Here is a 15,970-nt window from a genome sequence, read left to right as displayed (position 1 = left end):
ACTATAATATCAACATTCACTTAAAACATAGTTAAAAAGTTAAATAAAAAGGAGATTAAAATGAATAATAGAACAAAATTACTTACAGAATCACCATTTAAACTTATGCTTTCATTAAGTATACCAGCTGTTTTAGGTATGCTTGTAGTAGGTCTTTATAATTTGATGGATGCAGTATTTGCAGGACAGATGATTGGTTCAACTGCAATGGGAGCTATCTCAATTTCATATCCATTCACATTAATTAATAGTGGAGTTGCAACACTTATAGGAGTTGGTTCTGCATCAGTATTATCAAGAGCTATTGGTAAAAAAGATCAAAAAACAATTGATTCCATTATGGGAAATCTTATAATGATTGTATTTATATTATCACTTATAATTACTGTAGTTGGCATTATTTTTACAAAACAAATATTATCAGTTACGGGTGCTGAAGGTGAGATTTTAAATGGCGCTGTTCGCTATCTTAAAATTATATTTATTGGTTCATTATTTGTAAATTTCTTTCAAAGTGCTAATATGGTAATGAGAGGAGAAGGAGCATTAAAACAATCAATGCTGATTGTAGGTAGTGGAGCTGTTTTAAATATAATTCTTGATCCAATCTTAATAAGTATATTTAATAAATTTAATATGGGAATTGAAGGCGCAGCTTATGCTACTATAATTTCACAATTTATACAAGCTATTGTTACCTTAATGTATTTTGTAAGAAAAAGCGAAAATTTAAAAATTAATAAAATTAAATTGGCTATGAATATTTTACCTGAAATATTTGCAGTTGGACTTTCAGCAATGCTTATGCAAGTAATGACATTATTATATCAAACATTTATTTTTCATAGTGCTTCAAAGTATGGTGGAGGAACTTCTCAAATTTTATTAGGAGCTGCCTTAAGAGTTCAAACATTTTCATTTATTCCATTATGGGGAATTAGTCAAGGTTTCCAACCTGTTGCAGGTACTAATTACGGTGCTGGAAAATATGATAGAGTAAAAACTATGACATTAGTGTTTATTGCAAGTGCACTTGTATTATCTTTAGTTTTCTATTTACCAGTTGAAATTGCACCAGGAACAGTTCTAGCATTATTTATTAAAGAGCCTGATATAATCCAACAAGGACTATCTAATTTTAGAATTATGTTTAGTACTTATATTTTCCTTGGAGTTTTCATAATGGTTGTTACATTATTCCAATCATTAGGAAAAGCTAAAAAAGCAAGTATTATAGTACTATTACGTCAAGTAATACTTTTTATTCCTCTTATTATGATTTTACCAAAATGGCTTGGATTTAAAGGCATTTGGATGGCAATTGGTTTAAATGACGGAATACTTGTTTTAATTACTATTTATATGATGATATTTGAATTTAAATCTTTATCATCAAAAACAAATGTTAAAGCAAATCTTGATGCAGTTTAAATATAAATAAGGACATGCTTTAAGTGAATGTTGATATTGTATTAAAATATAGCGACAAATAAAAGTAATTAATTATAGAAGAAATTAATATGTAATAAAAGAAAACTTTAAAATATAAAATTAAGAAATTAAAAAGAGGAAGGAGAAGCTACTCATTAAAATATTCAAAAATAAATAACAAGTTTTGAGTAGCAGAGTTTATGATGCAGGGAATAGATATTGTTCAAGATCATGAATTTTTAAACAGAGTCTCTTCTGTTGAAAAACTTGATAAGGATGATTATAGAACTATATATAAAATGAATTGTAATGAAGGTCTTGGATTAATGACAGTATACAAAGTATTTACAGGTATTGAATTGGTATATAATGAATTTGAAGCAACAACTTGTTTATGCGATGTACCAGTATACGATAATATAATTGAAATAAATCATTGCAAAGAAGGAAGAGGAGAATGTATATTGCTCGATGGTAGTTCTTTATATATGGGGGAAGGTGACCTTTCTATTAATATGATGAGTAATCATGCAGATACAATTGGTTTTCCACTTAAGCATTATAAAGGGATTTCAGTTATTATATATATGAATGAAATTATTAATAAAGTACCTGAAATTTTGAAGGATGTTAATATTGATATATATAGTTTGAAAGAGAAATTTTGTAATAATAATAAATGTTTTATTATGAGAGCTAAAGATAAGATTGAACATATATTTTCTGAGTTATATTCGGTGCCAGAATCAGTACAAAAGGCTTATTTTAAGTTAAAAGTTTTAGAGCTTTTAGTATTTTTAAGTATTATAGATCCTTCAGAAGAAGAAGAAGAAAAAGAATATTATTCAAAGGATCAAGTAGAAATAATTAAGCAAATAAAGAGATTTATTACAGAAAATATGCAATGTAGATATACAATTGAAGAATTAGCCAAAATGTATTGTATAAGTCCTACAACGTTAAAAACATATTTTAAAGGAGTATATGGAACTTCAATTGCATCATATATCAAGGAATACCGAATTAAAAATGCAGCTATAAGTTTACGACAGACTAAAAATAGTATAGCAGACGTGGCTTTAAGTGTTGGATATGAAAGTCAAAGTAAATTTGCAGCTGTTTTTAAAAAGATTATGGGTATAAGTCCTTTAGAGTATCGAAAAAATGTTTAGAAGATATAATGACAGCATTAGTATTTAAAGGATTAATTAGACGTTATGTATTAACTTTACTCTTATTTTAAATAGCTTGTCCCTATATGTCTTATATACGAACAAGCTATTTTTTTTATTTACCAAAATGTCCAAATGGAGCTAAAATTTGTTTTTTTGGAGCAGACAATAAAGAGAAAAAATATATAATATTAGTATACTAGATAATAATTTATGTCACAGAAAGGGGAAGTATTTTAATAATTTAATGGTTAATTTTTCTGCCTATCATATGAATAAATGTTCATGTGATAACATAATAAAATGACTATATATTAATGCAAATTTAAATTTACAATGGAAATAAAAGACTATGTTTTAAAACATAGTAGAATAAAAAATGAAGGAGAGATTAGAATGAAGAAAAAATTTAAATTAAAGGATTTAGACTGTGCAAATTGTGCTGCAAAGATGGAGAATGCTATTAATAAAATTGAAGGTGTTAATGAAGCAAGTATAAGTTTTATGGCACAAAAGCTTACAATTAATGCAGATGATGAGAGATTCGATGAAATCATGAAGAATGTGGTTTCTGTATGTAAAAAAGTAGAATCAGATTGTACTATTGTGTTAGAGTAGGGGATAGAGATGAGTAAGAAGCAAAAGGTAATGGTTACACGAATTGTATTAACTGCAATCATATATATTTTATTGATATGCATTCATCATTTTAGTGTACTACCATATAATCTACCTAAAATTTATATGTCTATTTTATTTTTAATTCCATATGCTTTAATTGGATGGGACATTATATATAAAGCTGTTTTAAATATTACACATGGACAAGTTTTTGATGAAAACTTTTTGATGTGTGTAGCTACATTTGGTGCATTTGGAATTGGAGAGTATTCAGAAGCAGTTGCAGTTATGTTGTTTTATCAAATAGGAGAGTTTTTTCAAACATATGCAGTTAATCGTTCAAGACAATCCATCACAGAATTGATGAATATATGTCCTGAGTATGCTAATGTTGAAAAAGGTGGACAGCTTGAACAAGTTGATCCAGATGATGTTTCTATAGGAGATATAATTGTTATTAAAGCTGGAGAGAGAATTCCATTAGATGGAATTGTAGTTTCAGGAAGTTCAATGATTGACACTGCTGCATTAACTGGAGAATCAGTTCCAAGGAAAGTTAATGCTGGTGATGAAATTATTAGTGGTTGTGTAAATACTAATGGATTAATAAAAGTTAAAGTTACTAAAGAGTTCGATGATTCTACTGTATCTAAAATATTAGATTTAGTTGAAAATGCAAGCAGTAAAAAGGCAGAAGTTGAAAATTTCATTACTAAATTTGCAAGATATTATACTCCTATAGTTGTTTATTCAGCTTTAATTCTTGCATTATTTCCACCTTTAATATTAGGTTATAATTGGTCAGAGTGGATTGGACGTGCTTGTATATTTCTTGTAATATCATGTCCATGTGCTTTAGTAATTTCTGTACCACTTAGCTTTTTTGGTGGCATAGGGGCAGCTTCTAAATCTGGAATATTGGTAAAAGGAAGCAACTATTTACAAGTACTTGCTAAAATGGACACTATCGTGTTTGATAAAACTGGAACTTTAACTAAAGGAGATTTCAAAGTTTCAGAGATTAATGCAGCTGGTGTAAGTAAAGAAATGTTATTAAAATATGCTGCATTAGCAGAATGTTATTCAGATCATCCAATTTCAAAATCAATTAAAGAGGCTTATGGTGAGGAATTAGATCTTGAATTAGTGAAAGATGTAGAGGAGATATCAGGACGTGGTATAAAAGCAAATATTGCTAATCACACTATTCTTGTAGGTAATAATAAATTAATGAAAGATATGAACGTATTTTATTTACAATGCAATAGTATGGGAACGATAGTATATGTTGCAATAGATGAAGAGTATATTGGAAGTATTGTAATTTCTGATACTATTAAGGAAGAATCACATTTAGCAATTAAGGAATTGAAAAAACTTGGTGTAAAGAAAACTGTTATGCTAACTGGTGACAAAGAAGAAGTTGGTATGGCAGTAACTGAAAAATTAGGAATCGATGTAGTTTATGCAGAATTAATGCCAGCAGACAAAGTTGAAAAGGTTGAGATGCTTTTAAATCAGTTACCATCTAAACAAAAATTAGCTTTCACTGGAGATGGAATAAATGATGCACCTGTTTTATCACGTGCAGATATTGGGATAGCAATGGGAAGCATGGGTTCAGACGCTGCTATAGAAGCTGCTGACATTGTATTAATGGATGATAATCCTCAAAAAATAGCTACTGTAGTTAAAATAGCACGTAAGACATTAAAAATTGTAGGTGAGAATATTGCATTTGCACTAGTTGTAAAAGCTGTTGTTTTAATGCTAGGTGCATTTGGACTAGCTAATATGTGGGAAGCAGTATTTGCAGATGTTGGGGTATCCGTAATTGCAATTCTAAATGCTATTAGAGCTTTAAAAATAAAATAGTATATTTTTAGGATTATATATTATATTTTGTAATGTGACATGATAAATTTAGTAGATTATAAACCTTGCTTCTCTTATAAAAATTGGATTTTATATTTAAATGAGGATATTTCAATTATGAAAAATCCTCATTTAATATTTAGGTCTATTAACATTAAAATAACTTTATTAGAATAACCACATTAATAGAAAATACTCAGGACAAATATGAGAAGCTGAAAAATGAACATGGACTTTCTATGTTTATTGAAGGAAGTAATTGTAATGTATTGTTCGATACTGGAAAAACAGGAGATTTTATTGAAAATGCTAAAAAATTAAATATTGATCTTACAAATACTGATATTTTAGTTTTAAGTCATGCTCATTATGATCATTGTGGTGGGGTTAAAACATTGCTAGAAACTTATAACATAAAACCTAAGCTTGTGGTAAGCAATAATTTTTTTGATTTAATGTTATTCGTAGTTACATAAATTTTAAAAATAATGCCATATATTTAAAAACTATTAATAAATGTTGAATTTATCAGAAATATTAAATATAAAATTATAGGGCTAAAATAATTTTTTAATATAGTTTTGTAGTTCGTGCAATTCCTGTACTGTTTCTTTTAACGATAAAAGGTTCATATTCTAGTCTCATAATGCAAGATCTGTTTTGTGAATTTGAAGATTTACTATTTATTTTTTTCAATATAATATTAACACCTTCAGTACCTTTATTTTCTATAGCATGATCAACTGTTGTTAAAGATATTTTTTGCAAAGATGATAATAGGGTATTATCAAAACCACAGACTGAAAAATCATTTGGTATTTTATATTTCATTTCTGTTAACGCATCCATAATTCCAATAGCTACCATATCATTAGTTCCAATAAAGGCTGTTACATCAGTTTTTTCTGCTAATAATTTTTTTGTTAAGTTATATCCTGTTAAATATTCAGTTTTATCTAAAGGATACTTAGTAGTATTTTGAATGTCTTCATTTTTTATTATAATGTTATCGATATCAACATTGTGATCATAAAAGCTTTTTTTCAATCCATTAAGTCTTTGAATTCTTGGGATTTCATGTGCAAGTAGTGGAGTAGAAATATAAGCTACTTTTTTATGTCCAAGAGATAATAGATGTTCACCTATAATATAACCTGTTTTATGGCTATTTAATTCTACAGAATCTAAGTCTAAATCTTCATTTTTATCACTAATCAAGACAACAGGAGCAGAAGAAACTAAGTCTTTTATTTGTGAAACTAAAGTAGATTGATATAAATATATAATCCCAGCTACTTTAAGATTTGAATACATATTTAAATAATGTTTTTCAAGCTTAGGATTTCTCATTGTAGGTGCTATAAATATAGAATATCCATGTTTATTTGCTTGCTCAGTAATAGAATGTATCAGCATAGTATAATACAAATTAGAAAGAGATGGACACATTATTATAATAAGCTTTGATAAAACTGTATCACTACATGTCTTTTTATTTTTATTTTTTTCATATCCTAGAACTTTTGTAGCGTTAAGAACTTTTTCTCTTGTTTCATAAGAAAAAGAAACATCGGGTCTATTATTCAACACCATTGAAACAGTTGATTGAGAAACCCCAGCATAGTCAGCAATATCTTTTGTTGTTATCTTACGATAAGACGTCAAGTAAACCACTCCTTTTCTTTTAAACTTAGTATACAAAATAGGAATAAAAAAGACAAATAGTTAATTAATAAATAAATTTATTATTAATGGATTTAAGGGGTTTTATTAATAATTAGTATTAATATTTATTAATAAAATGTTAAATTTATTAATAGTAAAAAAGATATATGAAAATTAGTTTCATATATTTAATCAAAAAACTATTTTTAAAACATAGATCTTTTTATACAAAAGGCTATGTTTTAGCAGCGTGTTGATATATGCATAAGCAAAGTGGACTGAGTAATTGAACTTAAGAATATTAATAAATAACAAAGAGAGCTTTTCACTAAAACAATTAAGTTTATTAAAAAGAAAAAAATATTAATTTTATAATGTTAGAGTTATTAATAACTGAGTATTTGACTTGATTGACAGCTTGTTTAAGTCATATTTATAATGGCAATATACAATATATTTGCTAGCAAAAATAAATATATTAAAAGGGTGGTTATGCATGATTAATATAAAGATAAATTCAATATCAGATTATTTACATCACGATTTTTTTTGTTCTTGTGGGAAAAATCATAAAACTGATTTAGATTATGTAGAGATATCAGAAGGTGCAATAAAAAAAATACCTGAATTTATTAAAAGAAAGTCTTATAAAAAAATATTTATGGTTGCAGATAAAAATACATATGTAGCAGCTGGAAAACAAGTAGAAGATGAATTTAAAACAGCAAATATTGAAATAAGTAAGATTGTATTGGATGAAGATGAAGTTGTTCCAAATGAAGAGACTATAATGAAAATACAACTTGCAATGGAAAGTAATTATGATCTTATATTAGGGGTAGGCACTGGAACTATCAATGATATGTGTAAATATATAAGCTATAAGCTAAAAATAGATTATATTATTGTAGCTACAGCACCATCAATGGATGGGTTTGCTTCAGTAGGAGCAGCACTTATAACTAACAATTTAAAAACAACATATGATGCTCATGTTCCAACAGCTATTATAGCTGATGTAGACGTTTTAGCAAATGCTCCTATGAATATGATAACAGCGGGACTTGGAGATATACTAGGAAAGTATACTTGCTTATGTGATTGGAAAATTGCCAATATTGTAAATAAAGAGTATTATTGTAAAGAAATAGTTGAAATGGTTGAAAAATCTATAAAAAAAGTAGTGGAAAGTGCAGATCAAGTAATGCTACGTTCAAAAGAAGCAATAAGCAATATTACAGAAGCTTTAATAGGAACAGGAATTGCAATGAGTTTTGTTGGTAATTCAAGACCAGCATCCGGAAGCGAACATCATATTTCTCATTATTGGGAAATGAAATTCTTATTTGAGGGAAGAAAACCTGTGTTACATGGAACTAAAGTAGGGATTGGAACAGTAGCTGTTATAAAGACATATGAAATGTTATTAAAAGAAAAAATAGATTTTAAAAATGCCAGAAAATATGTAGAAAATTACGATCAAAAAGCATGGGAAGAAAAGATGATACAAAGCTATGGCTGTGCAGCAAACGGAGTAATAGCTTTAGAAGCGAAAACAAATAAAAATTCAAAGAATCTTCATGAAAAGAGAATAAAACGAATAGAAGAACATTGGGATGAGATAACAAAAGTAATAAATGACTCATTACCTAATGTGAAAGTAATAGAAGATATTCTATTATCTTTAAATGCACCAATTAATCCTAAACAAGTTGGCGTTGATTATGAAATGATTAAAGATAGTATATTAGTGGCAAAAGAAGTTAGAGATCGTTATACACTTTTACAATTGCTATGGGATTTAGGTATTGCAGATAAGATGTCAGAAAAAATTGCTGACTATTTTGAAAGTGGACAAAGTCAATATATAGAGTTAAATAACAAGTATATGGAAGATAAAATAGAAAAAATTAAATGTTTTATTTTAGATATGGATGGAACTATTTATTTAGGTAAAAATTTGTTTGATTTTACTAATGAATTTTTAGATACAGTAAAACAAACAGATAGAGAATATTATTTCTTCACAAATAATTCATCAAAAAGCCAAGAAAGTTATATTGAAAAATTAAAGAATATGAATATACTTATTGAACCAAAACAAATGATGATCTCAACTCATGTAATGATAAAATATTTAAAGAAAAACTACCCTGGAAAAAGTGTTTATGTTGTAGGAACACAATCTTTATTGGACGAATTTAGAAAGTTTAATATAGAGTTAAACGATTGTGATCCTGATATTGTAATCATAGGGTTTGATACAAGCCTTACTTATAAAAAGCTTGAAAAGGCATGTAGTTTTATAAGAGAAGGAAAAACTTATTTTGGAATTAATCCAGATTTAAATTGTCCAATGGAAGGAAATACATTTATTCCTGACTGTGGATCGATGGCAAGGTTAATTGAAAGTTCTACAAATAGATTTCCTGAGTTTTTTGGTAAACCTTCTCATCATACATTGGAATATATAATTGAAGAAACTGGATATAAAGAAGATGAAATTGCAGTTGTTGGAGATAGATTATATACAGATATAGCAGTAACTAAAAATAGTGATGTTTTATCTATATTAGTATTAAGTGGAGAAACCACAAAAGAAGATATTGGTAAGAGTAGTGTTCAACCAGACATAATTGTAGATTCGGTAGCTGACATTACAAACTTAATTAAAAACAAAGCTGTATCTTAATTGAAGAGTCTGTTTCAAATATATCTAAGAAGTTAATATTGAGTATAATCAAATTCGAATGCTAGTTTTTCCTTATATTCAATATTAACATTCGCTTAAATATAGCAAATAAAGATATATATGTTTTTTGATACAGCCATATCTCTAAAGTATAGAGAAAAATAAAAGTAGAATTTGTGAGGTATAAAAGTTATGGGTAAGTATGCTATTGGTATTGATTTTGGGACTTTATCAGTTCGTACATTATTAATTGATATAAAAACAGGAGAAGAGTTATTAACTAAAATTTATGAATATCCACATGGAGTAATGGTTGATAATATTCCAACAGGAGAAGAACTAGGAATTGACTGGGCTTTACAACATCCTAAAGATTATGAAACAGGGTTAATTGAAACCTTAAAAGGGATTATGGATGAAAATTTAGTAAATAATGATGATATAGTAGGAATAGGTGTGGATTTCACCTCTTCCACTATATTACCAACAACAAAAGAGGGTATTCCTCTTTGTTATTTATCAGAATATAAACATAATCCTCATGCTTATGCAAAGCTATGGAATCATCATTCAGCGCAATATTGTGCTGATGAAATTTACAAAATTGCAAGTGAGACAAATCAAAAATGGTTGTCTTTATATGGAGGGAAAATTTCAAGTGAATGGATGATACCTAAAATTATGCAAATTGTAAAAGAATCTCCTAAGGTATATGAAGCAAGTGGTAGAATTTTAGAAGCGTGTGACTGGATTACATGGTTATTAACAGGTGAAGAGGTAAGAAGTGCTTGTGCAGCAGGATATAAAGCTTTTTATCATCATGAAATGGGATATCCAAGTAAAGAGTTCTTTAAATCATTAAATTCTAAAATGGAAAATGTGGTAGATGAAAAATTATCTACTAATATTAAATCTATAGGTGAATGCTTAGGGTATTTAACTAAAGATATGGCTGAAAAAACAGGATTAAAAGAAGGTACTCCAGTAGGGGTTAGTATTATAGATGCTCATGCTTCTGTAGCTGCAAGTAAGATTGATGGACCAGGAAAAATGCTTATAATTATGGGGACATCTTCTTGTCATATGTTATTGTCTGAAACAGAAGAAGGAATTCCAGGAGTTTGTGGAATTGTAAAGGATGGTATTCTTCCAGGATATTTTGGATATGAAGCTGGACAATGTTGTGTGGGAAATCATTTTGCTTGGTTTAAAGAAAATGCCTTACCAGCCAAATATAAAGAAGAAGCAAAAAAATTAGGTATTAGTGATTTTGATTTATTAAACAAAAAATTAGAAAACTATAAAGTTGGACAGAGTGGACTTATAGCATTAGATTGGTTTAATGGAGTAAGATCAACTTTAATGGATTTTGATTTAACAGGTATGATATTAGGAATGACATTAAAGACTAAACCAGAAGAAATTTATAGAGCATTAATAGAAGCAACTGCTTATGGGACAAGAGTTGTTATTGAACAATTTGAAAAGCATGGTGTTCCAGTTAATGAAATATGTGTAGCTGGAGGAATACCATTAAAGAATCCTATGTTAGTTCAGATATATGCAGATGTATGTAATAAAGAAATAAAAATAATAGACACTAAGCAATCAGGAGCTTTAGGAAGTGCGATTTTAGGAATTGCAGCAGCTAAAGAAGAAGTGACAGGATATAAAAATGCTAATGATGTAGCTAGACATTTAGGTAAAGTAAAAGAAGGTACATTTAAACCTATTCATGAAAATGCAGTTACATATGATAGCTTATACAAAGAGTATTTATTACTTAATGATTATTTTGGCAAAGGTGCAAACGATGTCATGAAAAGATTAAAAAATATTAAAGCGACAGCAAAGCATAAATAATAGGCTATGTTTTAAAATAAACACCAATGTTTTTATATAGGACGTTGGTGTTTATTTTATTATTTTATTCCAGACACGTAATACATTTCTTCATTATCGATGCTTTTATCAATATAAAAATAATTGTTCATTATGATTATGGTATTTTCTACTGGAGGAAGTACATTGTATTTTATTTGAGGTTTTTTTAAATGTACATTATTTATTTTTTCTTTACTATCTGAATGAGCAATAACTATTTTACCATCTTTATTTAAAAGGTTATAAAGTTTGTTAAACAGTGCATACTTATCTTTAAAATGTGGATAAGCTGAGTAAATAAAAACATAGTCAAATGTATAATTCTCAAGATTCATAATATCATTTACAATAAATTCAACTCGTTTATCATTATACTTACTTTTACATACCTTAATCATATTCTCAGAATTATCAACGGCAACGATTTTAGTAGGAGATTTTTCTAATAAATAACTAATTAATATACCCGTTCCTGTTCCAACATCAAGTATTTTAGAACCACTTTTTATATCTGATAATTCTATAATTCTTCTGATTTTTTTATCGTCATGTGTACACATTTCATCCCACTTAAATGCAACACTATTAAAAAATTCTAAATCATCCATTTATAATTACATCCTTATCTATTTTATTTTCAATAATTTTAATTATTATTGGTATTAATATAAGTTGAATAATTATTCCCCATATTCCCTTTATAAAACTACCTGTTAAGAATGAAGCAAGTACAAAGCCATTTCCTGAAACAGTTAACAAAATATAATTTGTTATACCTGAAATTAATCTACCTATAATCATAGCAGTTATTAAAGATATAAAAATATTATACTTTTTATTTTTGTACATTAATCCTGCTATTAGCCCATAGCTTGAAAGTTCAAATGCCATACATATTCCTATTGGATATATAGGAGGCATTCCTGAAATAATTGAATTAATTATTGGAGTTATAAATCCTATAAGTAAGCCATATTTTTCTCCAAGGATAAATCCACAAAGTAATACAGGTATGTGCATAGGTAAGAATATATTACCTGGTAATCCTGTCATATGAAAGGTATATGGAATTATTATTCCTAGTGCTAGGAGTAATCCAGCTCGTACTAGATTTTTTGTCTTTTCATTCATTTTTAATTTCTCCTTATAACCAAATATTTATTAGTACTCTAAAAGTTTTCTTTACAATATTTTTATTATGAATTATTTATTTTAGAACAGTTATCATAGAAGAATTTTTTTAAAAGTAAAATAATATTATATATAATGATTATTTTTTAGGAGATAAATACATGTATATTTTAAAAATGGAAAATGGATTTATAGTGCCAGTAAAATATGTAAAAGCAGAAGATTTGTATGGAATTGAAAATATAGATTACTTAGATAATAAAAATTTTTATATGAATCAAATAAAAGATAATGATGTAGAAGAATATGCAGATTTAAAATATACTAACAGTTCTTGCAAAAAGATAAATATGGAAGAAAATAAAGTTTTAAGTTATGGAAATTGTAATAACTGTAAAATGAATTGTAGTTTACAAAAAAATAAAGAAGAATTGGCAATGAAATTTACTGAAAGAGCAATTGAAGATGTTAAATTAGGAAAAAAACAGAAAATAAATGCTATATGGCTTGAAATTTCGGGTTGTTTTGGGCAAATAATATCCTTACTTGATGCAAAGGATCCAGATGTTTTATATTTACTTAAAGAATTTGTTAATTTAAATTATTTTGGTAGTATATGTGGAGATTCAGGTGAAACAGCTTATGAAAGAATATTACAAACTTTAAATACTGATTATGTGTTTGTTGTATGTGGAGCAGTCCCATTAAAGGATAATGGATTGTATACAACAATTGCTACGTATAAAGGCAGAAAAATAACGGCTATGGAGGGAGTTAAAACTATAGCCCAAAATGCAAAATATATTGTTACAGTTGGAACTTGCTCTTCTTATGGTGGACCCACTGCTGCTAGACCTAATTTATCTGACGCTGTTAGTGTTAAAGAATTTTTAAAAAGAGATGATATTATTGCAATTCCAGGATGTCCAGCAAATCCAGTTTGGATTATGGGGATTTTGGGATATCTTACTTCTTATGGAGCACCAGAACTAGATAGCGATGGAAGACCTACAGCATATTATGGACAGACAATTCATGATAATTGTTTAAGAAGAAGATTCTTTGATGCGGGAATATTTGCAAAGAAGCTTGGGGATGAAGAATGTATGTTTAAGTTAGGATGTCAAGGACCAGTGACTTATGCATATTGTCCAATAAGCAAGTGGAATGGAACTGAAAATTGGCCAGTTAGAGATAATACAAACTGCATAGGATGTGCTGGACCTAAATTTCCAGACGGCAATGAGCCATTTGTTAGATATGGAGGGGTTTAGATATATGACTAAAATAATAATTGATCCTATAACAAGAGTAAGTGGACTGTTAAGTATTGAGGTAGAGATTGAAAATAATAAAATTGTTGATGCTAAAAGTAGTGGCAGTCAATTTAGAGGTTTTGAGCAAATATTTCAAGGAAGATCACCTTTAGATATTATATATTTAGCACCAAGAATATGTGGAATTTGCTCCACTCATCATACAATGGCTGCAACTTTAGCTTTAGAAGATGCAATGAAGGTTACGCCAGATTTTAATGGAAAGATTGTGCGTGATATTGCTAATGGATTTGAATTGCTCCAAAATTATTTAAGACACGTTTATTTCTTTGTATTTCCTGACTATGTAGATATAGTACATTTGAATCCATTATATAAGACTGAATCGGCTAAACAGGCTGATTATAGATTATCTAAAGCTGATACAGATAGGATAAATTCTGATTATTTAGAAGCAGTAAAATACAGCAGAGAAGCACATAGAGGAGTAGCTGAATTAGCAGGAAAAGTACCACATTGTCATGGAATATTTGTAGGAGGAACAACTACAAACATTAATATTCAGCAGATAGAGAACATTAAATATAGTATTAATGTAATAAGTAGTTTTGTTGAAGAAAAACTAATACCAGATGTTTATAGAATATCAGAAGTATATAATGATTATTTTAAAATTGGTAAAGGTCATGGAAATCTAATGTGCTATGAATTATACAATGATTATTCACCACCAATAAAGTATTGTGCACCAGGAGTAATTATAAATGGGGTAAAAGAAACATTTGATATTAATAATATTACTGAGAGTGTTGCTAAAACATGGGCAAATGGAACTTCAGAAACAATTATTCCAGGATTAGATGAACCGGCAAAACCTAATGCATATAAAGAGAATGCATATAGTTGGATAAATGCTCCAAGATATAATGGACATGCTATGGAAGTTGGGGCATTAGCAAGAATGACGTTAAATGGAGGATATAGTGGGGGAATATCTACAATGGATAGAATTGCAGCTAAGTCTTTAGAAGCAAAAAGAATTTGTGAAACAATAAAAGTTTTGATAGAAATGCTTAAATTAGGAAAAGCATATCAAAAAGAGTGGGAGATGCCTGAAAAGGCAAAAGGAATTGGTTTAATAGAAGCAGAAAGAGGTGCTTTAGGGCATTGGTTATCAATAGATAAAAAGCTTGTTTCAAATTATACTTTAATACCTCCATCAGCTTGGAATTTATCACCTGAAGATAGTAAAGGAATAAAAGGTACCGCTGAACAAGCTTTAATAGGTACACAAATAAATGATATTAAATATCCAGTTGAAATAGGAAGAATAGTTAGAAGTTTTGATCCATGCTTAAATTGTGCTGCTCATATTGTTAGTGATAGATATGAACCTTTTAACATAAATATAGTATGATAAAAATTTTTGGTGTGGGAAACATACTCCTTTGTGATGATGGGATAGGAGTAAAGATAGTAGAAAAAATAAAAGATGAAATAGAGAAACTCAGTAAAGATATAGAGGTTATAATTGGAGAAACTGATTATATGTATTGTTTGGACTGCATAAACAAAGAAGATATTGTTATTATAGTTGATAGTACGTATTTAGGATTAAAGCCGGGGGTTATTTCTATTTTTGATTTTAAAGAATGTGATAGGTTTATTACAAATAGTAGAGATGAGCATAATGAAAGTTTATTAAAGATTTTAAGAAAAGAATATAGAGAAGTAAAAGGGTATTTAATAGGTATAGAGATAGAAAATATAGATTTCTCTTTAGAGTTATCTAAAACTTTAAAAAATGAATTCTTAAATATATCAATTAAAGTATTTAATGAAATAAAAAATATACTTAAAAGGATTTATGGTGAGGATTATGCATGAAGTATCTTTAATGAGTTCGGTAATAGATATGGTTGAAGATAATTGCAAGAAAAATAATATCAATAAGGTGACTAAAATTATTTTAAAAATAGGAGAATTTTATTATATTGAAAAATCGTATCTTATTTTTGCATTTGAAGCATTAAGTAAAAATGGAATTTGTGAGGGTGCAAAATTAGAAATAAATGAAATTAAGGCAAAAGCATATTGTAAAAAATGTCAACAAGAATTTTCAATAAGTTTTACAAATAAAAAATGTCCTAAGTGTAATTGTTTAAGTAGTGAAATAATTTCAGGTTATGAGATGTTACTTTATAGAATAGAAGGGGAATAAT

Annotated in this window: 13 protein-coding genes and 1 pseudogene; 11 read left to right on the top strand and 3 right to left on the bottom strand. The window is 28.0% G+C overall.

The genetic code is table 11. The annotated features are described in order from the left end of the window. The first annotated feature begins 60 nt into the window (after window positions 1-60). The 5 genes and pseudogenes from NG901_RS09655 to NG901_RS09635 all read left to right on the top strand — a co-directional run. Entirely contained in the window at window positions 61-1,431 is a 1,371-nt protein-coding gene (locus tag NG901_RS09655; protein WP_252213986.1) for an MATE family efflux transporter, read from the top strand. Window positions 1,432-1,631: 200 nt separating this feature from the next. Beyond that, the gene (locus NG901_RS09650; protein ID WP_309556810.1) at window positions 1,632-2,603 is read left to right on the top strand and encodes a helix-turn-helix domain-containing protein; all 972 of its coding nucleotides are present in this window, start codon (window positions 1,632-1,634) and stop codon (window positions 2,601-2,603) included. A gap of 396 nt (window positions 2,604-2,999) precedes the next feature. Then, complete coding sequence (locus NG901_RS09645) at window positions 3,000-3,221, top strand: cation transporter (RefSeq protein ID WP_252213985.1); 222 nt, start codon at window positions 3,000-3,002, stop codon at window positions 3,219-3,221. A 9-nt stretch (window positions 3,222-3,230) separates the two neighbouring features. Continuing rightward, window positions 3,231-5,099: a heavy metal translocating P-type ATPase gene (locus NG901_RS09640; protein WP_252213984.1), complete on the top strand. Its 1,869-nt coding sequence runs from the start codon at window positions 3,231-3,233 to the stop codon at window positions 5,097-5,099. Between the two features lie 167 nt (window positions 5,100-5,266). Continuing rightward, a pseudogene (locus tag NG901_RS09635) lies at window positions 5,267-5,551 on the top strand (MBL fold metallo-hydrolase); the annotation flags it as partial. 118 nt (window positions 5,552-5,669) lie between these two features. Here NG901_RS09635 and NG901_RS09630 read toward each other — a convergent pair. Next, window positions 5,670-6,773 (bottom strand): LacI family DNA-binding transcriptional regulator, encoded by a 1,104-nt coding sequence (locus tag NG901_RS09630; protein WP_350339624.1) that lies wholly within the window; start codon window positions 6,771-6,773, stop codon window positions 5,670-5,672. A 487-nt stretch (window positions 6,774-7,260) separates the two neighbouring features. Between NG901_RS09630 and NG901_RS09625 the strand changes: the two genes are divergently transcribed. Together NG901_RS09625 and NG901_RS09620 are read left to right on the top strand one after the other, a co-directional pair. Next, window positions 7,261-9,456 carry an iron-containing alcohol dehydrogenase gene (locus tag NG901_RS09625; protein ID WP_252213981.1) on the top strand — a complete coding sequence of 732 codons (2,196 nt, stop codon included), beginning with the start codon at window positions 7,261-7,263 and terminating at the stop codon, window positions 9,454-9,456. Between the two features lie 192 nt (window positions 9,457-9,648). Next, complete coding sequence (locus tag NG901_RS09620; protein WP_252213979.1) at window positions 9,649-11,319, top strand: ribulokinase; 1,671 nt, start codon at window positions 9,649-9,651, stop codon at window positions 11,317-11,319. A gap of 59 nt (window positions 11,320-11,378) precedes the next feature. On the opposite strand, the gene NG901_RS09615 is transcribed toward NG901_RS09620, so the two are convergent. Next, window positions 11,379-11,948: a class I SAM-dependent methyltransferase gene (locus NG901_RS09615; protein ID WP_252213977.1), complete on the bottom strand. Its 570-nt coding sequence runs from the start codon at window positions 11,946-11,948 to the stop codon at window positions 11,379-11,381. Next, on the bottom strand, window positions 11,941-12,471 hold the full coding sequence (locus NG901_RS09610; RefSeq protein ID WP_252213975.1) for an ECF transporter S component: 531 nt from the start codon (window positions 12,469-12,471) through the stop codon (window positions 11,941-11,943). Before NG901_RS09610 ends, NG901_RS09615 begins: the two co-directional genes overlap by 8 nt. A gap of 398 nt (window positions 12,472-12,869) precedes the next feature. Here NG901_RS09610 and NG901_RS09605 point away from each other — a divergent pair, with 398 nt between their 5' ends. Genes NG901_RS09605 through hypA form a run of 4 tightly spaced genes read left to right on the top strand, consistent with a single transcriptional unit; the run spans window position 12,870 to window position 15,969 of the window. Further along, complete coding sequence (locus NG901_RS09605; RefSeq protein WP_502800130.1) at window positions 12,870-13,745, top strand: hydrogenase small subunit; 876 nt, start codon at window positions 12,870-12,872, stop codon at window positions 13,743-13,745. Window positions 13,746-13,749: 4 nt separating this feature from the next. Next, entirely contained in the window at window positions 13,750-15,165 is a 1,416-nt protein-coding gene (locus NG901_RS09600; protein WP_252213971.1) for a nickel-dependent hydrogenase large subunit, read from the top strand. Further along, window positions 15,162-15,635: a hydrogenase maturation protease gene (locus tag NG901_RS09595; RefSeq protein WP_252213969.1), complete on the top strand. Its 474-nt coding sequence runs from the start codon at window positions 15,162-15,164 to the stop codon at window positions 15,633-15,635. Before NG901_RS09600 ends, NG901_RS09595 begins: the two co-directional genes overlap by 4 nt. Further along, window positions 15,628-15,969 (top strand): hydrogenase maturation nickel metallochaperone HypA, encoded by a 342-nt coding sequence (gene hypA / locus NG901_RS09590; protein ID WP_252213967.1) that lies wholly within the window; start codon window positions 15,628-15,630, stop codon window positions 15,967-15,969. Before NG901_RS09595 ends, hypA begins: the two co-directional genes overlap by 8 nt. Window position 15,970 lies beyond the last annotated feature (1 nt).

It is taken from the genome of Clostridium sp. CMCC3677 (assembly GCF_023845585.1).
GTDB lineage: Bacteria > Bacillota > Clostridia > Clostridiales > Clostridiaceae > Clostridium > Clostridium aquiflavi.
This window is presented reverse-complemented; position numbering and strand designations above follow the sequence as displayed.